The organism is Bartonella sp. AA89HNZF (genome assembly GCF_042196905.1).
In the GTDB taxonomy this organism is placed as follows: domain Bacteria; phylum Pseudomonadota; class Alphaproteobacteria; order Rhizobiales; family Rhizobiaceae; genus Bartonella.
This window is the reverse complement of sequence record NZ_JBHIRD010000006.1, coordinates 73,451-93,744: the sequence shown is the minus strand read 5'-3', so window position 1 is coordinate 93,744 and position 20,294 is coordinate 73,451. Positions and strand designations below refer to the sequence as shown.

Here is a 20,294-nt window from a genome sequence, read left to right as displayed (position 1 = left end):
CAAAAATACGAACACAAATTCTCTTTAATACAAAGAAAATCCTATGAAACTTATAAAAAAGAAAAAATGGACTTAATAACAACACCAAAGGAATTTCCAAGCATTTTTTGCTATCATAATTCAATAACAAACCACAGCTATAATAATTCTGTCCGTTAATGCCATTAAAAACATACTCTTTGTCATCATTTATGAAAATAATACTAAGTTTAATCTATACAATCAAATAGCTTTATTTTTTCCTATAAAAATAGCATGCTACGCCGGTTTATAATCAGAGCCTTATAAAGCATCATATCAATACCATTTACTTGCGCATCACAAGCAGAGATAAAAATGGACTTAAGAAAGGTGTACCAATATCTCTTATGCAGCATTTCAAAGTCTAGGCTGTTACAATATTGATAACTGAAAAATACTATGATGGCACCAATTTATACTTTATATCCAGCATAAAGATATAATGATTTCCTATAGATTTTATATTGCACAGCCCATGCTCTCTATCGTGAAATGAGCTTGAGAAACATTGAACATCACATGCCTGACTTGCAAAAGACCCCATATACTAAATCTGCTAAAAAACAAAAAAATAATTTTTCAAACATCAATCCATTAAAATCGTTACGAACCGTAACTCTCCATCTGGACGCGCAACAATAAAGAGAGCATTTTTTCGTCCAGCTTCACGTAATTTATGAATACGTCTCTTAGCCTCATCAATTGTTGTGATAGAACTCTGATTAATATCAACTATCACTTCACCAACGCGAATACGCTTTTTATCCGCTGCACTATTTTGTGCAACAGCTGTCACCACTAGTCCTCGAAGTTTATCTGAAATTGAATAACGATGACGCAAATCCTCTGTCAGTTCAGATAACGTCATGCCCATAAATTGCATTGTCACGTTTTTCGACAGATCTTGATTTTTTTTATCATCAACTTCTTCTGTATCTTCATTTGGATCTGTTTCAATCAAACGTCCAAGCTTAACTTTTACTGTTTCTTCTTGCCCATTGCGTAAAACAGTAACGTCCACCACTTTTCCTTCTGAACTCTCTGCAACTAAACGCGGCAAATCACGTGCATGCTTAATTTTGGAATTACCAAAGGAAAGAATAATATCTCCAGTTTGTAACTGGCTATTATCTACATTATTTTCTTTCGTCTGTTCTATTTTACCAGCCACCAATGCTCCCACAGCATTGTCCAATTTTAAACTTTTTGCAATATCCTCTGTTACCGGCTGAATACGAATAGCCAACCAACCACGCCTTATTTCTCCAAAATCACGCAATTGATTAATAACAGAAAGAGCCATATCCGATGGAATAGCAAATCCAATACCGATAGATCCTCCCGAAGGTGAAACAATTGCTGTATTAATGCCAATGACTTCACCATTTCTATCAAATAACGGACCACCAGAATTGCCACGATTAATTGCTGCATCTGTTTGAATAAAATTATCATAAGGACCAGCATTAAGATCACGGTTACGTGCAGAAATAATGCCAACTGTTACACTTCCACCAAAACCATAAGGATTTCCAATAGCCATAACCCAATCACCAATACGTGCCTTTTCTGAATCACCAAAACGCACAGCTTTTAATTTTTTACTTCCTGCATCGACTTGAAGCAACGCCAAATCAGTTTTGCTATCCTTTCCAAGAAGCTTTGCCTTTAGTTTTGTACCATCCGTAAAATTAACTTCAATATCATCAGCATCAACGATAACATGATAATTTGTAACAATAATCCCTCTTTGCGCATCAATCACAAAACCAGACCCTAAAGAACGCACCTTTTGAAATTGACTATCTTTTTGACCATCTTTAGGCGTAAAGAAATCACTAAAATATTCCTCCAACAATGAATCTTTTGGGATAATGGGTACCGCAGTATTTTCATCCTGTTCTGTTCCTTCAACAGTCTGCGCCGTGGAAATATTCACAACTGTTTCCAAAAGCTCAGAAGCTAAATCGGGAATAGAAAGCAATGCCTTGCTTGTCTCGGCTCCCCAAGACAAACTCACTGATCCTGATAGAAACAAAGTCACACAAAAAACAACTCTTGTGATAAAAAACTTTAAAAACGTATTTTTACTCACGACACTTCTATCCATGACATGCCTTTAATCAAAGATGCAAAGAGCCCTACTAAATTTATCTACGTAAAACCAGCACGGCTCGATACTCTCTACCACTTTTACCATAAAAGAAAATGGTCACAGATCATTCTTTTCATGCAAAATCTCGTATCTGCAATCCATTATTTTATCTATTCTCTCCCGATTTTGGATCAGTTTTACTGAGGCCAGTATTCATTGTCGGTAAGAATGCTTTATTTGCCTGCGGCGGATTACGAAAATAGAAAAAGAAATCCTCATTTGGAGAAATCACCATCGGTGTTTTCTCTAAATTCTTGTATTGTTCCATCGCCAACCAAAAATCGTAAAAAGACGGATTAGCCTCCCTCGCATTCAATAAAAGACGAATACTTTCAGCTTGACCTTCACCACGGGTAATTTCAGCATCACGCTTCGCAGCTGCTACAATTTCCTCATACTCACGATTAGCTTCTGCCACAATACGATCTCGCTCCTGCTGACCACGAGCTCGGATATTTTCCGCAGCAGCTTCACGTTCAGCTGCCATTTGCCGATAGACATCTTCTGAAACAGCATCAGTCAAATCGGTTTTACGAATACGCACATCAACAATGGTAATACCCAACGAACCTGCATCTACAGAAAATTGCTTCTGTACTTCAGCCATCATCGCGCCTCGTTCATCCGATAAGGCTGCTTTAAATTCTCGCTTACCATAAACAGCACGCAAAGCGTCAATAAACCGTGGTGCAAGGTTTTCACGTGCCGCAATTTGTGGACGCCCAGAAGCAATGCGCTGTAAAAACAACTTAGGATCTGTAATACGGTAAATAAAGAACGCATCCACCTCATAATACGCACCACCACGAACCTGTACAGATTGTGTAGGAACATCGTAACGCAATAACCGATTATCAACAATGATCATCTTATCGATAAAGGGCGCCTTGAAATAGATTCCAGGATTAGATTCTACCTGAACAATTTGTCCAAAACGCTTAATTGCTACTTGTTGACGAGGATAGACGATAAATACGGACATCCACAAAATCATCAAAACAAACACTATAGCACTAAAAACAAACAAAAAGCGAGATTGCTGCATAATTAATCTCCTCCAGAAATACGAGAATCTAAGAGTAACGCAGGACGCGCTGCTGTTGCCTTTACTTTTTCCGATGACTTGCTACGCAACAATTCATTCAAAGGTAAATAAGGCACCGCTGGAGAATTTGCCTGATCAAGAACCAGCTTATTTGGTGAAGAAAGAATCCGCCCCATCGTCTCCATATAGAGACGGTAGCGCGCAGCTTCTGGTGAAATCGCAGCCTCTCGAGCTATTGCCTGAAAACGTTCAGCACGCCCTGTTGCCTCTTCAACCATTTGTGCCTTTTCACCTTTTGCGATTTCCCGTGTGCGTGAAGCTTCACCATTTGCTAAACCAATTTTCGTAAAACGCACACGATTCCCCTCTTCAATCATTCTTCCACGTTCCTGCTCCGCCTGTTGAACAGAATTAAACGCAGCAGCAACCTTTGTTGGAGGAGCAGCTTCACTGATAGACACACGGCTTATTTCGACACCAAGTTGATATTTATCCACAGTCAACTGGATAATCTTTCTAACGTCATTAGCAACTTCTTCTTTCTTGTCACGTAAAACATCATCAACCGGCCGCGAACCAATGACCTCACGCATTGCACTCTCAGCAACTTGGCGGACAGTTCCCTCTTGATCATTCACATTGAATAAAAACTGACTAGGATATGAAATCCGATAGTAAACAGAAAAATTAACATTAACGATATTCTGATCACTCGAAAGCATTAAACCATCACTTTGTTGCGCCTGACCGGGCTTCCCACCAATCGCGATTGTTTTTTCCGTTAAAGGGACTTTCATATAGGTCTCAATTGGCCAAAAATGAAAATGCAACCCATCACCAATAATGCCTTCTTTAGGGATGCCAAAGCGCAACTCTACCGCTTGTTCATTTTGCTGAACAATATAAATTGACTGGTATAACCAAAAAAACACAATAAGCAGAAGGAACAAAACAGAAAGACTACTTCTCCCGAATTGTTTAAACTGATCCTGCCCTTTGCGCAAAATTTCATTAAGATTAGGACCATTTTCGCCACCATTACCGCCACCAGAACCAAAGATATTCTTAGCTGGTGTTTTTTTGTCACCACTGTTTTTATCGCCACTCCACGGGCCACCACCATTTTGATTTGTCCAGGGCATTATCACCTCTTTAACTGATTACCACTACTCGAACACCAACCATTTGCTTGATCTTATAGGGTGTCTCTTACCTCATTACAATACAACTGATAAACCCTTCCACTTCATATTACAAAAAATTATTTCCGCTCATAAACAACAAAACGTGTCGGATGACTATCTTTATCCCCTTTTGGAATATCTTGTGTTTGCACAATAGTCCACTTTTCTTTATCAAAAACAGGAAAAAAACTATCACCTTCTATAGAGGCTAAAACTTCTGTAAGGAATATTTTATCAGCCATATGCAACCCTTGTTGAAAAATTTCACCACCACCAATAATAAAAATTTCCTCTACATCATTTTGAGAAGCAACATTTGTTGCAAGAGAGCAAGCTTGCGATAAAGAGTGAGCAACAACAGCCCCTTCAGCGTTGAAAGTACAATCACGCGTAATGACGATATTTGTACGCCCTGGTAAAGGGCGCCCAAGAGAATCCCAAGTTTTTTTTCCCATAATAATGGGCTTACCCAATGTCAAAGCTTTAAAGCGTTGCAAATCCGTTGATAAATGCCACGGCATTACACCTTCACGACCGATAACACCATTTTCTGCAACAGCAGCAATTAAACAAATGGAAATCGTCATATTGCTACCGGCGCTTTAATATGGGATTGTGCTTCATAATTAAGCAATTCAAAATCCTCAAATTGAAAAGAAAAAAGATCTGTTACCGCTGGATTTATGCGCATACATGGCAAAGCATTTGGTCTACGAGACAATTGACATTTTGCCTGTTCAAAATGATTAGAATAAAGATGAGCATCCCCCAGAGTATGAATAAAGTCGCCTACTTTAAGACCGCTTACTTGCGCAATCATCATCGTTAACAGTGCGTAGGATGCAATATTAAATGGAACACCTAAGAAAATATCCGCCGAACGCTGATAAAGCTGACAGGACAATTTTCCCTCCGCAATGTAAAATTGAAAAAGACAATGGCACGGAGGTAAAGCCATTTCTTCTATTAATGCAGGATTCCAAGCAGATACAATCAAGCGACGAGAATCTGGCATTTCTTTAATCATTGTTAAAAGATTACTAATTTGATCAATATGGCGCCCATCAGGAGCAGGCCAAGAACGCCACTGATAACCATAAACAGGACCAAGATCTCCTTTTTCATCAGCCCACTCGTCCCAAATTGACACACCATGTTCTTTCAACCATGCAATATTTGTATCACCTTTAAGAAACCACAAAAGCTCGTAAATAATTGAACGTAAATGTAGTTTTTTTGTTGTCAACAATGGAAATCCTGCTTGTAAATCAAAGCGCATCTGATATCCAAAAATAGATCGCGTTCCAACGCCCGTCCGATCTGTACGATCAATACCCTGATTTAAAACGTGGGATAAAAGAGCCAGATATGATTTCATGAGGGTTATTATGTCCGATTCTCCTCATTATAGAAAATAAAAACTGTAAAATTCGTACAAACATAATTCAAATCTTTATCCGAAAACATCTTACACAAGAAATTATCGTGATCTGACTAAAATTTTTATGCAAAAGATAAAATACTATAGACAGCTTCTGAAGAAAAGAACATAGAGTGATAATGAACAAAAATGGTGAACGTGAAATGAAGGGATTGACTATGGAAAAACAAGAATCTTTAGCATCACATGATACGCAAAAACGTATCTGGGCTATTGTATCCAGTGCATCAGGTAATCTAGTAGAATGGTATGATTTTTATGTTTATTCTTTTACATCCATTTACTTTGCATCACAATTTTTTCCCTCAGATGGCGATGTCGTTGCACAACTTTTAAAGGCCGCTGGTGTCTTTGCTATTGGTTTTCTTATGCGCCCAATCGGCGGATGGCTCTTTGGCTTCATTGCTGACCGCTATGGACGTAAACGCTCAATGCTTATTTCTGTTGGTATGATGTGTGGTGGTTCTTTCTTAATCGCCATACTTCCTACTTATGAAACTATTGGAATGGCAGCAGCAATTCTTTTACTTTTACTCCGAATGCTTCAAGGACTTTCTGTCGGGGGTGAATATGGTACGACAGCCACTTATATGAGTGAAGTGGCACTCAAAAACCGCCGTGGATTTTTTAGCTCTTTTCAATATACCACACTGATTGGTGGACAACTTCTAGCCAGTCTGGTTATATTCATTCTAGCACTTTATCTTACAGAGGATCAACTAAAAGCGTGGGGATGGCGTATTCCATTTGCCATTGGTGGCCTAGGAGCAGTTGTTGCAATTTACCTCCGCCGTACACTTCATGAAACAACCACAGAAGAAAATCGTTCTAAAAAGCAAGCTGGTAGTCTTTTAGAGCTTCTACGCAATCACAGAAAAGCTTTTTTTCTAGTTGTTGGCTTTACAGCTGGGGGATCGCTCACATTTTATACCTATACAACTTATATGCAAAAGTATCTGATCACAACCACCGGCTTTGATAAACATACTGCAACAACAATCATGACTGCTGCGCTCTTTGTTTTCATGTTACTTCAACCTGCATTTGGTTTTATGGCTGATAAAATTGGAACAAGAACTTCACTGCTTATTTGGAGTGTTTTATCTATTATCTTTACGATTCCTGGACTTCATGTAATTGGTAACACTAATGAAACATGGATTGCTCTATCAGTCATTATTGGAATGCTATGCATTATGAGCTTTTATACATCCATCTCTGGTATTGTAAAGTCAGAAATGTTTCCCGCTTCAGTGCGAGCAACAGGTGTTGGATTCTCTTATGCTATTGCCAATGCAGTGTTTGGCGGCTCTGCTGAATACGTAGCGCTTGAATTAAAAGACCTTGGATACGAATCTGTCTTCTATTTTTATATAACCGGCATGATGATTATTGCATTCATTGCGGTTCTCTTGATGCCCGATGCGCGCAAAAAAGGATATTTACAAGGAGACGATATTCATTAACTTTTGATGTTAACAAAAAAGCCCAGTATTCTGGGCTTTTTGTAATTCTTTCCCATAGAAGCTTAAAGCGCACGATTTTTTATCTCTTCAAACACCTAAAGAAGAAATTTTCTCTCCTGCATATACTGCTTATAAAAATAAACAGCTGCATATTATTATGAATAAATGCTTCTTTTGCTGAAGATAAAAAATTTTTGATTTATTTTAATACCCCCCATTCCCACTCAAAATCGAAGAAAAGTGATTATCTTTCAAGAAATTTTATCAATAATAAAGATTACACTCATGATTTTGTTTAATACGTTCTTAATAGTACCCCCTCATGCAAAACAAATCCTTTCATGAAAAATAGAAAATACAATTATATTATGAATTCGCACACTTTTTTGAGAAACATTTCTCAATATACCCAACTCCATTTCACAACGGCACCCGTGAATGACATAACGTAAAAGCCCCGTAAAATATAAACATGGGCATCACTCTCTTTACACTTAATAAAAGTGCAAGCCGCTATTATTATACTATTGACGAACTCTTAATATTGTACTCCCCCTTAACACTTAAGATCATTTCTAAAAAGTATTTTAACTGATACACCAACCTCGCATGCAATAGTCAATAACATCATTTTACGAAACAACATCAAGCATATAAACTAAAGAGTATCATATCTTCATAAATACTCTGCATATGCAAATAATTCACAATCAAACAAAAAACAATATTTCCTTAAGGATAGATTTACGCAATATAACAACACCATGAGCCCAAAACAGCACTGATAGATCTAGAAAAAATCTTTATGTTTCCCTAAAAATTTATCATGATACAATGGCGTTTTTATAATGCACATCGTAAATAGCTTTAAAAAGAAGAAAAGTTATAAATCTAAAAGGGGAATACTTCATGAATAATCAAACAACTTTAGATCCACATGATACAAGGAAACGTATTTTTGCTATTATATCCAGTGCATCCGGTAATCTGGTAGAATGGTACGACTTTTACGCTTACTCCTTTGCATCGGTTTATTTCGCTTCGCAATTCTTTCCTGAAGATGAAGATATCGTTACACAATTGTTAAAAACGGCAGGAATCTTTTTTATTGGCTTTCTTATGCGTCCAATTGGAGCATGGCTCTTTGGGTTTATTGCTGATCGTTATGGACGTAAACGCTCAATGCTTATTTCTGTTTTTATGATGTGTGGGGGCTCTTTTCTCATTGCCATACTTCCCACTTACAAAACTTTGGGAATAACAGCAGCATTCCTTCTCCTTTTTGTCCGTATGTTTCAAGGGCTTTCCGTTGGCGGTGAATATGGTACAGCCGCAACGTATATGAGTGAAGTTGCGCCCAAAAATCGTCGTGGTCTCTTTGCTTCTTTTCAATATGCAACAACGATCTCAGGTCAACTTCTGGCAAGTTTTATAATATTTATTTTAGCCATTTACCTTAACGAGGATCAGTTAAAAGCATGGGGATGGCGTATTCCCTTTGTCATTGGTGGCTTTGGAGCAATCGTTGCAATTTATCTGCGTAGCTTGCTTCATGAAACAACAACCCTCAAAAGCCGCTCTGAACAACACGCTGGTAGTCTTAAAGAACTTTTTCGTAATCATAAAAAAGCGTTCTTTTTGGTTGTTGGCTTCACAGCTGGCGGATCACTCACATTTTATACATACACCACTTATATGCAAAAATATCTGATCACAACCACTGGCTTTGATAAACAAACCGCAACAACAATAATGACTGCCGCCCTCTTTGTTTTTGTGTTACTCCAACCGCTTTTTGGTTCGCTAGCCGATAAAATTGGAGCAAGAGCTTCACTCATCAGTTGGGGTGTATTATCCATTATCTGCACCATTCCTGTACTTAAAATGATCGGGAATGCCCATAATCCATGGACAGCACTCTTAATCATTATTGGAATACTCTGTGTTATGAGTTTTTATACGTCCATTGCTGGTATCATAAAAGCAGAATTGTTCCCTGCTTCAATCCGAGCAATTGGTGTTGGCTTTGCTTTTGCCATTGGCAACGCACTGTTTGGCGGTTCTGCTGAATATGTAGCGCTTGGATTAAAAAATATGGGATACGAATCTGTTTTCTTTTTTTACATCGTTGGTATGATGGTCATTGCACTCATCTCTATTCTTCTTATGCCTGATATAGATAAAGGAGGATATCTCGATAAAGACGATAGACTTCATTAAACTTATTTTCTGGATAAAAAAAGCCCAAGAAATTGGGCTTTTTTTGATCTCCTCTCCACCCTAGTAAAGAACGAAAACCCGCCCCGCATTCGTCTTACAAACAACTCAGTTTCTCTTAAATTGTCTATAGTTACTGCCCTCTTTATGTAATTTACTTGATAAGATTCTATGGGCAGCCCTACCCTAAATATTTATCACGATATCTAAAAAACACCTCATACGGAAAACCTTATCTGAGGCTTACCTCACCCTCCTAAATGATGATGTGTTATGATACAATAAGATAAGTGAGGACACAAAATCCCCTTTTACATTATTTAAGCTTTATGAAATATTTTCAGTTTTGGGGCTTTCTGCTCATAAAGACCATCTCTTCTATGATCTTCCGGTATGATGCCAATATTGCATTCTTCTCATAAAGTTTAAAGGTATCTTGATCTACTTTTCAATGTTCTCTCCCTTTAAATGCAACGTGATAACTTTTTATTCTATAACACAAGTAAAACTCTTAAAAATAATAACAATATAACTCCAATAAATCATCTTAAAGAATTTCTCTAAGAAATTATCATGATACAATTGGATTTTTCTGGAAATCATAAAAAATTATGTTTAGAAATTATATTTAGAAATAAATATATGGACTATAAATCCAAAAGGGGAACAATTCATGGAAAATGAAACAATTTCAGCATCACAGGATGCAAGAAAACGTGTTTTTGCTATTATAGCAAGCGCATCAGGAAATCTCGTAGAGTGGTATGATTTTTACGTTTACTCATTTGCATCAATTTATTTTGCATCACAATTCTTTCCCTCCGATGGTGATACGATTACGCCACTGTTAAAAACCGCGGGTGTGTTTTTTATTGGCTTTCTTATGCGCCCTATTGGAGCTTGGTTTTTAGGATTTATCGCCGATCGTTATGGACGTAAACGCTCGATGCTTATATCCATTTTTATGATGTGTGGTGGCTCTTTTTTCATCGCCATACTTCCCACCTATGAAACCTTAGGAATAACATCAGCAATCCTTTTACTTTTAGCTCGGATGATGCAAGGACTTTCAGCGGGTGGTGAATATGGTACAGCAGCCACTTATATGAGCGAAGTTGCTCTCAAAAAACATCGAGGGCTTTTTGCTTCTTTCCAATCAGCCACCCTTATTACAGGTCAACTTCTTGCCAGCTTCATTATATTTATTCTAGCATCTTATCTCTCTGAAGATCAGTTAAAAGCATGGGGATGGCGCATTCCTTTTGTGATTGGTGGTTTCGGGGCAGTGATTGCGATTTATCTGCGTCGTTCTCTCCACGAAACAACCACGAAAGAAAGCCGCTCTCACAAACACTCTGGCAGTCTTAAGGAACTTCTCACCAAGCATACAAAAGCCGTTGTCGTAATTGCATGCTTTGCATCAGGAGGATCACTCACATTTTACACCTTTACGACTTATATGCAAAAATATCTGATCACAACCACCGGCTTTGATAAACATACCGCAACAACGATTATGACAGCTGTACTATTTATTTTCATCCTATTCCAACCCATAGCTGGTATCATAGCCGATAAAATTGGAACAAAAACTTTACTTATCATTTGGAGTATACTCTCTGTCATCTTTACATTTCCTGGACTCTGGATAATCGGTAATACGCATAGTCTATGGGTTGCCTTATCGGTCATTATTGGCTTGCTCTTCATTATGAGCATGTATACATCCATCTCTGGTGTCGTAAAATCAGCAATGTTTCCCTCTTCAATACGTGGATTAGGCGTTAGTATCTCTCATGCCATTGGTAACGCTTTATTTGGTGGTTCTGCTGAATACGTTGCGCTTGGATTAAAAAAGTACGGTCATGAATCACTCTTTTATTTTTATATAACCGTCGTGATGATCATGGCATTCATTGCTCTTCTCTTTGTCCCGAGTATGCGTAAAGGGGGATACCTCCAAGAAGATGAAAAACATTAACCCTTTTTATAAACGAAAAAAGCCCAAGAGATTGGGCTTTTTTATCATTATCGCAAATTTAATATTGTTTAAATTTTATGAAGTGCATTAAGGTGCTTAGCAACTAGATAATAAAAAGTCAGTCGACTTTTTCTACGCTCTCCAGACATCATCTCAGCCACTTTTGAAACGGCCATTTTAGCACTCTGTTCATCAGCTTCTAAAACATCTTGAACCCATTTTTCAACACGTTCTAACTCTTTTGGATCCGATGTAGCAACAAGCGCTGCATCCTGCTTTTTCATCACTAAAGCTAAACGACGGCTAAGTCGTTCTACTGCTGCTTCATCGGGATTTGAATCATATAGTTTAATATCTGCTAAATTATTTGTCATTTTGCATCATCTCCTCTCCAAAAATGAGCGGACTATAATTTACAGCCGCATCATATAGCTCTATAAATAATTAGAGGATTAAAAATATTAACAACCCCCCTTTTCCTAAGACTGTTCTTCATCTATATTTAAAAGGCTGGTTTACCAGCTATGGTAATAAATGGACGGTGAAATAAACCTATTGGACCCGGGGGCGGTACCCGGCGCCTCCACCAAAATATAAGAAAGCAAAGTTATATTTTGGTGGGGGCGAAATAGGATCGACAAGGGTGTAAAGATCGCTCTTTTACTCGGCATTGTACCACCGTTATCGGGCTAAATGAGTAGTTGCAAATGACAACTATGCGGAAGCACGTCTCGCCGCTTAAGGTGGTGTGAATGTTTCAAATTGAGTCTTAAACCGTCGCAGGTTTAAGCGGGGTTCGGAGGCACCTGGCAACAGAAGCCTTCACTTTTTAAATGTTGTTGATTGATCTTTCAGACATTATCAGACATTATTTACCATAGAGTTTCGTATTTATTGAGGTGCATCGTAGAAAAAATCTGCTAATTTAAAATATATTCTATCACACAATATCAATACGCCCCATTCTGCTACGTGAAATAAAAGGAATAAACTTCGATGGTTAAAGATCAAATCCGTTACGATATTCTCGTTCAGGATGCACTTCGTGGAGTTATCCGTAAAGTTTTATCGGAAGTTGCCAAAGCAGGTCTTCCGGGAAATCATCATTTTTTTATAACTTTTTTGACAAATGCCCCAGGCGTTAAAATTTCTCCTCGGCTAAAAAATCGCTATCCCGAGCAAATGACAATCGTCTTACAACATCAATTTAGAGATCTGAGTGTTTCAGAAACAGCTTTCGAAGTAACCCTCTCTTTCAGGGAAATAACCGAAAAGCTCGTGATTCCTTTTACTTCCATTCAAGTCTTTTATGATCCTGTAGCAGCATTTGAAGCAGCATTTGATCTGCCCTCAAATCTGACCTCTGGAGAAAGTGAACATTCAGAAAATACCTCAACTACGCCCATTACCTTATCAAACAAACAAAAAAAAGAAAATACGCTTACAAAAGAACAAAATCTCAGTACAAATATAGAACCTTCAAATAACGATGCAAAACAAAATCAAAGTGCTGATGTTGTCTCTTTAGATTCCTTTCGGAAAAAATAATTTTTCTCATGACTGAATTGATTAATCTTCGCCAATTTCGAAAACAAAAAAAACGTACAGAAAAATCTCTTTGTGCTGAGCAAAATCGTTATCGTTTTGGACGAACAAAAACTGAAAAACTTTTTGAGCAACAAAAATCTTTAAAAACGCAAAAATTTCTTGATCAAAATCGTTTACGAAACGACGAATAAAGGTGGAAAAATGCACGAAAATAATTCTATCGATTGGTCAAAAGTCATTCCACGAAAGATATCTGTTCGCGTTGATGGACACGCAACAAGCGTTTCTTTAGAACCACCATTTTTAGATATTCTAAAAGATATAGCCCGCAAAAAAGGACAATCTTTAGCCTTTATTATTACCGATATTGATAGCAAAAGACCACAACAAGTAAATCTTTCGGCCTCGTTACGCGTTTATGCCCTTCAAAGCGTTCTCACCCAACGCCTTTAATGTTTGTGCTTATTTTTTTACGTTCTCTTTCTGTCTGTTCAACTGAAACTGTTGTGACTTTTTAAGAGAAGTTTTTTTAATCTAGAACTTCAATGAAAAAAAGACTACAAAAGAGATACAATGAGTAATTTTTCTGATCACACCATACCTTTCTTTGAAGAAGATTCCCCTCCAGACCATGATAAGGAAAATTCTGGGTTTTCTTCCCCTGTCCTAAAAGAAAAAAAATCATATAATACAAACTATTTAGAACAGCTCAATCCAGAACAGCAACAAGCTGTTATGAATACTGAGGGGCCTCTTTTAGTTCTTGCAGGTGCTGGTACTGGAAAAACACGCGTTTTAACAACCCGTATTTCTCACATTCTGTGCTCTGGACTCGCCTCACCTCAACAAATACTTGCTGTCACTTTCACCAACAAAGCAGCCCGTGAAATGAAAACACGTATTGGTGAACTTATTGGAGAAGTTGTTGAAGGTATGCCTTGGCTTGGAACCTTTCATTCCACTGGAGCTAAAATTTTACGCCGTCACGCAGAGCTTGTTGATTTAAAAAGAAACTTTACAATTCTCGATAGCGATGATGTTCTTCGACTTTTAAAACAACTTATTCAAGCTGAAGGATTAGACGATAAGCGTTGGCCCGCACGAAACCTTGCCATGATGATTGATTCTTGGAAAAATCAAGGACTTTCACCAACACATATCTCAAAAAGTGATGCTCATTCCTTTGGTAACGGCATGGGACGTGAACTTTATCACAGTTATCAAAATCGATTAAAAGATCTTAATGCTTGTGATTTTGGTGACCTTCTACTTCATTCTATCTCTATCTTCCAACATAATCCAGATATTCTTCGCGAATATCATTCTCAATTTCGTTATATTCTTGTCGATGAATATCAGGATACAAATACAGCACAATATCTTTGGCTTCGCCTTTTGGCCCAACATCCTCAAGGTCAACATGTTAATCTTTGTTGTGTTGGCGATGATGATCAATCCATTTATGGATGGCGTGGTGCAAAAGTCGAAAATATATTACGTTTTGAAAAAGATTTTCCTTCTGCTAAAATTATTCGTCTAGAACGCAATTATCGCTCAACATCCCATATTCTTAAAACCGCCTCCCATCTCATTGCGCATAACGAAGAAAGACTGGGAAAAGTCCTTTTTTCTGCTCAAATAAAGAGTGAGGAAGAAAAGGTAAAAATTCATTCAGCATGGGATTCGGCAGAAGAAGCACGAGCAATCGGAGAAGAGATCGAACGCGCACAACAAACCGGTCATGCATTAAATCATATGGCTATATTGGTACGCGCATCATTTCAAATGCGTGAATTTGAAGATCGCTTTGTAACACTTGGCCTTAACTACCGCGTCATTGGTGGCCCACGCTTTTATGAACGCATGGAAATACGTGATGCCATGGCTTATTTACGCGTTGTTGTCCAACCTACTGATGATTTAGCTTTTGAGCGTGTTATTAATACACCAAAACGCGGCATAGGAGATGCAACCCTGCGCATTCTTTATGAGAGTGCACGTGCACGTGCTGTTCCTCTCTTTTCTGCTGCCGCAGACATCATTGAAACAGATGAATTAAAGCCTAAGGCACGCAGTGCGTTACGAATCCTTATTGAAAACTTCCGCCGCTGGCAAAATATGCTTCAAGACACTCCTCATAGAGAACTTGCCGAGATCATCCTTGATGATTCTGGTTATACAAACATGTGGTTAGAAGATCGCTCACCAGAGGCTCCTACAAGACTAGAAAATCTTAAAGAAATGATTCGTTCCATGGAACAATTTGAAAATCTTCAAAGTTTTTTGGAACATGTTGCACTCGTTATGGAAACGGAAAATAATGAAAATATGGATGCAGTCAACATCATGACCCTTCATTCAGCCAAAGGACTTGAATTTGAAACAGTTTTTCTTCCAGGTTGGGAAGAAGGACTCTTTCCCCACCAGCGCTCATTAGATGAAGGTGGACGTTCAGGATTAGAAGAAGAACGGCGTCTTGCTTACGTAGGTCTAACAAGAGCAAAAAAACATTTGCATATATGGTTTGTATCGAATCGAAGAATTCATGGACTTTGGCAACCTGCTCTCCCCTCCCGTTTTTTAGATGAATTACCAGCAGAACATATAGAAGTTGTAGAAATGGAAACATCCTATGGTGGTTATGGAAAATCTTCCTTTCAACATCACGATTCCTTTTATAATGACTATGCAACACCAAGACAAAAGCGTGCACAAAAAAACAAAAATATTGAAGGGAAAGTTATCTCTCAATCACTCTCTCATGCACCATCAGATTTTTCTGTCAATGATCGGATTTTTCACATAAAATTTGGTTATGGTCATATTACAGCAATAGACGATCATAAATTGACAATAATGTTCGAAAAAGCCGGAGAAAAGCGTGTACTGGATAATTTTGTAAACAAAGCTTAAATAAAAAGCAAACCACAATCGTTTTTTTAAGAGACAACTTTATTTTAAATGTCATTTCCATTTGCGAACAAAGGCTTCAATGGGCAAATTTTGCATATCAGGCAATGCGTTGTGAATTTTATCAAGCGGCCAATCCCACCAAGCCATATCTAAAAGGCATTCTATCACATGATTGGGAAAACGCATCCGCAATTGCTTAGCAGGCACCCCAACGACAATCGTATAAGGCAAAACATCTTTCGCTATAACAGCGTTCGCGCCAATGATAGCGCCATGACCAATTGTCACCCCAGGCATAATAACCGCACCATGTCCAATCCACACATCATGCCCAATAATAACACGTTTTGCACAACGCCTTTCACGAAAACCACTATCGAGTGCCATATAACGAAAATATTCGTTTGGACGATAGGTTATTTTATGCGTTGAAACGCGCTCCATGGGATGCTCCAACGCATTCACACGGACATGAGATGCAATAGAACAAAAACGCCCAATATCGCTGTAAATAGCCTCACTGTTACGTTCTAAATAAGAAAAATCTCCAACTATTACATCACGCAAAACTACCCGCTCATTAATTTCCACATAGCGCCCTAATTTACAACCATGCAGCCGTGCTGTCGTATGGATACGAGGTTTACTTTCATGAAATCGAAGATCGTTTTCAATATTCATTCTTACCTTCCATCAATTGCTTCATCAATAGATATGGAAAGACATACCAACCAAGCCAATAAAATCAACCGTGAAACAAACATTGCAAAACAAACCAGCCAATGCTAGAATTTTTTGACACTTTTAAAAGAGACAAACTATGAAAAATGTACTCCGCATTTTAGGGCTAACAGCTATATTTCTTACGGGGATTTTTATTTATGATGCATTTATAAATAAGCCTTTAGGTGATAACTTTACGCTCACTGATTCAAATGGAAAAACGATTACTGAAGCGGATATTCGAAGCCAGCCTTCAATAATTTTTTTTGGCTTCACTATGTGTCCTGAAATCTGCCCTACCACACTGATGAATCTTGATCAATGGCTTACAGCGCTTGGACCTGAAGCTGATAAGTTAGGAGTATGGTTTGTGACTGTTGACCCCGAACGTGATACACCAGAAGTACTCCATAATTATCTCAGCAATTTTAACAATAAAATCGTTGGCATCAGTGGAGATCCTGATAAAGTTCATAAAATGGTCAATTCTTTCAACATCGTTGCTGAAAAAGTCCCTGAAACAGATGAAAACTATACTTATAACCATACGGCAGCAATTTTTTTACTCAAAAAAGGTGGAAAATTAGCGGGTGTTATCCGTTATGACACGAAAGAAAGCGATAGCGAATTAAAAGATGAAATCGCCATTGAACGGCTAAAAAAACTCATATCAAACTAAAAAAGCCAATCAAAAGAAAGAACAGCATGTCGCAACAAATTCGCTTCTATTATACTGCTTTTAAAAGTGAAGCAGAGCAATTTTATACCCTTATAGAAAGAGCTTTTGATGAAGAAGGATATCCTCTTGCTCTTATAGAGATAGATGAACAAAATGCTATATATGAGCTTTCTCTATATGTTGATCAAGACAATCAAGAAGACGCATTGAAACGTTTTGCAAGCGTTCTTTCTATAGATTCTGATAAAATTAATATGGAAGTTTTACCCAATATTGATTGGGTACAAAAAAGTCTAGAAGGACTAAAACCTGTACATGCTGGTCCTTTTTTCCTTCATGGAAGTCACAACAGAAACGCCATTCCAGCTAATGTTCTCCCTATTGAAATTGAAGCAAATCAAGCCTTTGGAACAGGACATCATGGGACAACAGCTGGTTGTTTGGAAATGATTGCCAAAGTAATGAAACACGAAAATCCAAAAAATGCCCTTGATCTTGGAACTGGTAGCGGAGTCTTAGCCATTGGCATAGCAATGCTCAAGCCCATTAGTATTCTCGCCTCCGATATTGATCCTATTGCTATTCAAGTTGCACAACATAATATCGAGCTTAATGGCGTAAAAGAGTATATTACAACTGTTACAGCAACAAGTTTTACCCATGAACACATTGCAACACGTGCGCCTTTTGATCTCATTGTTGCCAATATTCTTGCCAATCCTCTCATTGAACTTGCGCAAGAAATGGTAAAAGCCCTTAAAAAAGGGGGATCACTTATACTCTCTGGAATTCTTGAAGAGCAACACGCCTACGTTTTAGATACTTATATAAAACAAGGACTCAAGCATATCGAAACATACCACCGTCAAGGATGGGTAACGATACATCTAAAATAAATGAAAAGGACGTCGTTATGTATCAATCTTTTGAGGCGACAACAAATCCCACGCATGCTGCAAAACGCATTGCCTCCCTTCGTAAAGAACTTGATCGCCTTGGACTAGATGGTTTTCTTGTTCCACGGTGCGATGAACATCAAGGAGAATATGTCCCCCCTCATGCTCAACGTCTTAGCTGGCTAACCGGCTTTACTGGTTCAGCTGGGATTGCACTGATTTTAAAAAACAAAGCCATCATATTTACAGACGGGCGATATAAGCTCCAAGTTCGCCAACAAACTGATCCTGATATTTTTGATTATGAAGATCTCATAACTTGCCCTCCTTCACAATGGCTTGAAAAAAATGGTCAAAAACTTTCTATTGGCTTTGATCCATGGCTCCACACGATTGCTGCCACCGATGCATTGAGAAACGCATTAGAAATGAAAGCAGGTGGAAAACTTGTAGAAGTTCAACATAATCCCATTGATCTGCTCTGGCATAATCAACCAAAATTACCACAATCTGCCTTATCAATTCACCCTCTCAAATATGCTGGGTGCGATACAGATGAAAAGTTGGCATTGATTTGCAGATATATACAAAAAGCAAATGCAGATGCTTTTATTTTTACAGACCCCTCTTCCATTGCATGGACATTTAATATACGGGGTAATGATGTTTCCAATACGCCTTTTTCCCTTTGTTTTGCTCTCATTCCCATCCAAGAAACACCAGCCTTATTCATTAATAGCAAAAAACTTGGTGGAGAACAGAAACAATATCTGGAACGTTATACAAAATTATATGAACCAGAACAGCTTATTCCAAAGATTAAAGAATACGCGCAAAAAGGGATAGCTTTTGCCTTAGATCCACAGTTAACATGCGAAAAATTACGAACTGTCATTGAAGAAGAAAATAACTCTTTCATCACACTTACCGACCCTGCTGCTCTACCACGTGCCATTAAAAATGACACAGAACTCAATGGCGCACGCAAAGCACACCTACGCGATGGTGTTGCCCTAACCCGTTTTTTTTCTTGGTTAGATAAACAAATACCAGGGTCAATAAGTGAAATTTCTGCTGCTCAAAAATTAGAAGAATTTCGCATAAATACAGCAAACGAAATGGGAGAAAAACTTAAAGATCTTTCTTTTGATACAATCTCAGCCGCAGGGGCAAATGGTGCCATTATTCATTATCGTGTAACAACGCAAACAAATAAACCACTCAATGCTGGTGAACTTTACCTCGTTGATTCAGGTGGACAATATCGTGATGGCACGACTGATGTCACACGCACAGTAGCAATTGGGAATATTGGAGAAGAAGAAAAACGCTGTTTTACGCTTGTCCTCAAAGGCATGATTGCTCTTTCAACTGCAAGATTTCCAAAAAGCACACGCGGACAAGACATTGATGCTCTTGCACGCATTGCATTGTGGAAAGCTGGTTTTGATTATGCCCATGGCACCGGTCATGGTGTTGGATCTTATCTTTCTGTCCATGAAGGACCGCAAAATATTTCTCGCAAAGGGTGCCAAGAACTCATCTCCGGTATGATTCTTTCAAACGAGCCAGGCTATTACCGCGAAGGCGCTTTTGGTATCCGTCTTGAAAATTTGATGATTGTGAAGCCAACACAAAAAATTGATGGTGGAGATATAGAAATGCTCTCGTTCGAAACACTCACACATTGCCCCATTGATCGACGGTTAATCCTTCCAGAGCTTTTGACACAAGAAGAACGACAATGGCTCAATGATTACCATGCGCGGGTTTATCAGATGAATGCGCCTTACTTAAATGAAGAAGATAAAAAATGGGCAAAAGAAGCAACAATGCCCCTTTAAATGAAGCAACGTATAACTTTTACTCTTTCTACAAAACATTACACCCTTCTCTTTTAAAGAGAGAAGTGCGAATTTACCATCAGCAAACACAAAAAATGCTTCTATGAAATACTTCAAGTTTTTTTGCCGATACGACAAAAGCCTTCCAAAATTGAAACAGAACGGGATACACTCTCAAAAG

At 38.2% G+C, this 20,294-nt stretch carries 17 protein-coding genes and 1 other RNA gene; 11 read left to right on the top strand and 7 right to left on the bottom strand.

Features of this window, described 5'->3' with window-relative positions:
* Positions 1–607: 607 nt before the first annotated feature.
* From ACFIN0_RS04535 to ACFIN0_RS04515, 5 genes are all read right to left on the bottom strand, one after another.
* Complete coding sequence (locus tag ACFIN0_RS04535) at positions 608–2,131, bottom strand: Do family serine endopeptidase (RefSeq protein WP_375701998.1); 1,524 nt, start codon at positions 2,129–2,131, stop codon at positions 608–610.
* Positions 2,132–2,282: 151 nt separating this feature from the next.
* A complete protein-coding gene (gene hflC / locus ACFIN0_RS04530; protein ID WP_375606990.1) occupies positions 2,283–3,221 on the bottom strand; it encodes a protease modulator HflC in 939 nt (312 codons plus the stop codon).
* A 2-nt stretch (positions 3,222–3,223) separates the two neighbouring features.
* A complete protein-coding gene (gene hflK / locus ACFIN0_RS04525) occupies positions 3,224–4,363 on the bottom strand; it encodes an FtsH protease activity modulator HflK (protein ID WP_375701997.1) in 1,140 nt (379 codons plus the stop codon).
* A 119-nt stretch (positions 4,364–4,482) separates the two neighbouring features.
* Positions 4,483–4,992, bottom strand: a complete 510-nt coding sequence (locus tag ACFIN0_RS04520) for a dihydrofolate reductase (protein WP_375701996.1) — start codon at positions 4,990–4,992, stop codon at positions 4,483–4,485.
* Positions 4,989–5,783 carry a thymidylate synthase gene (locus tag ACFIN0_RS04515; RefSeq protein ID WP_375701995.1) on the bottom strand — a complete coding sequence of 265 codons (795 nt, stop codon included), beginning with the start codon at positions 5,781–5,783 and terminating at the stop codon, positions 4,989–4,991. Before ACFIN0_RS04515 ends, ACFIN0_RS04520 begins: the two co-directional genes overlap by 4 nt.
* A 221-nt stretch (positions 5,784–6,004) precedes the next feature.
* Between ACFIN0_RS04515 and ACFIN0_RS04510 the strand changes: the two genes are divergently transcribed.
* The 3 genes from ACFIN0_RS04510 to ACFIN0_RS04500 all read left to right on the top strand — a co-directional run bounded on the left by ACFIN0_RS04510 (position 6,005) and on the right by ACFIN0_RS04500 (position 11,510).
* Entirely contained in the window at positions 6,005–7,312 is a 1,308-nt protein-coding gene (locus tag ACFIN0_RS04510) for an MFS family transporter (RefSeq protein ID WP_375607008.1), read from the top strand.
* A 909-nt stretch (positions 7,313–8,221) separates the two neighbouring features.
* Positions 8,222–9,532, top strand: coding sequence for an MFS family transporter (locus tag ACFIN0_RS04505; protein WP_375606986.1), 1,311 nt, complete (start codon positions 8,222–8,224; stop codon positions 9,530–9,532).
* Between the two features lie 670 nt (positions 9,533–10,202).
* Complete coding sequence (locus tag ACFIN0_RS04500; RefSeq protein WP_375606985.1) at positions 10,203–11,510, top strand: MFS transporter; 1,308 nt, start codon at positions 10,203–10,205, stop codon at positions 11,508–11,510.
* Positions 11,511–11,578: 68 nt separating this feature from the next.
* Here ACFIN0_RS04500 and ACFIN0_RS04495 read toward each other — a convergent pair whose 3' ends face one another.
* Complete coding sequence (locus ACFIN0_RS04495) at positions 11,579–11,884, bottom strand: DUF2853 family protein (RefSeq protein WP_375606984.1); 306 nt, start codon at positions 11,882–11,884, stop codon at positions 11,579–11,581.
* 96 nt (positions 11,885–11,980) lie between these two features.
* Between ACFIN0_RS04495 and ssrA the strand changes: the two genes are divergently transcribed.
* The 5 genes from ssrA (at position 11,981) to ACFIN0_RS04470 (ending at position 15,971) form a co-directional block, all read left to right on the top strand.
* Positions 11,981–12,337: a transfer-messenger RNA gene (ssrA, locus tag ACFIN0_RS04490) on the top strand.
* 169 nt (positions 12,338–12,506) lie between these two features.
* Positions 12,507–13,058 carry an SspB family protein gene (locus ACFIN0_RS04485; RefSeq protein ID WP_375606983.1) on the top strand — a complete coding sequence of 184 codons (552 nt, stop codon included), beginning with the start codon at positions 12,507–12,509 and terminating at the stop codon, positions 13,056–13,058.
* 8 nt (positions 13,059–13,066) lie between these two features.
* Positions 13,067–13,249 carry a DUF4169 family protein gene (locus tag ACFIN0_RS04480; protein WP_375606982.1) on the top strand — a complete coding sequence of 61 codons (183 nt, stop codon included), beginning with the start codon at positions 13,067–13,069 and terminating at the stop codon, positions 13,247–13,249.
* Between the two features lie 10 nt (positions 13,250–13,259).
* Positions 13,260–13,511, top strand: coding sequence for a ribbon-helix-helix domain-containing protein (locus ACFIN0_RS04475; RefSeq protein WP_273788067.1), 252 nt, complete (start codon positions 13,260–13,262; stop codon positions 13,509–13,511).
* A gap of 120 nt (positions 13,512–13,631) precedes the next feature.
* A complete protein-coding gene (locus ACFIN0_RS04470) occupies positions 13,632–15,971 on the top strand; it encodes an ATP-dependent helicase (protein WP_375701994.1) in 2,340 nt (779 codons plus the stop codon).
* A gap of 51 nt (positions 15,972–16,022) precedes the next feature.
* Here the strand turns inward: ACFIN0_RS04470 and ACFIN0_RS04465 are convergent, their stop codons facing one another.
* On the bottom strand, positions 16,023–16,652 hold the full coding sequence (locus tag ACFIN0_RS04465) for a DapH/DapD/GlmU-related protein (protein WP_375701993.1): 630 nt from the start codon (positions 16,650–16,652) through the stop codon (positions 16,023–16,025).
* A gap of 139 nt (positions 16,653–16,791) precedes the next feature.
* Between ACFIN0_RS04465 and ACFIN0_RS04460 the strand changes: the two genes are divergently transcribed.
* Genes ACFIN0_RS04460 through ACFIN0_RS04450 form a run of 3 tightly spaced genes read left to right on the top strand, consistent with a single transcriptional unit; the run spans position 16,792 to position 20,113 of the window.
* The gene (locus ACFIN0_RS04460) at positions 16,792–17,373 is read left to right on the top strand and encodes an SCO family protein (RefSeq protein ID WP_375701992.1); all 582 of its coding nucleotides are present in this window, start codon (positions 16,792–16,794) and stop codon (positions 17,371–17,373) included.
* A 26-nt stretch (positions 17,374–17,399) separates the two neighbouring features.
* Positions 17,400–18,269 carry a 50S ribosomal protein L11 methyltransferase gene (locus ACFIN0_RS04455; protein ID WP_375701991.1) on the top strand — a complete coding sequence of 290 codons (870 nt, stop codon included), beginning with the start codon at positions 17,400–17,402 and terminating at the stop codon, positions 18,267–18,269.
* A gap of 17 nt (positions 18,270–18,286) precedes the next feature.
* Positions 18,287–20,113, top strand: coding sequence for an aminopeptidase P family protein (locus ACFIN0_RS04450; protein ID WP_375701990.1), 1,827 nt, complete (start codon positions 18,287–18,289; stop codon positions 20,111–20,113).
* The last annotated feature ends 181 nt before the right edge of the window (positions 20,114–20,294 follow it).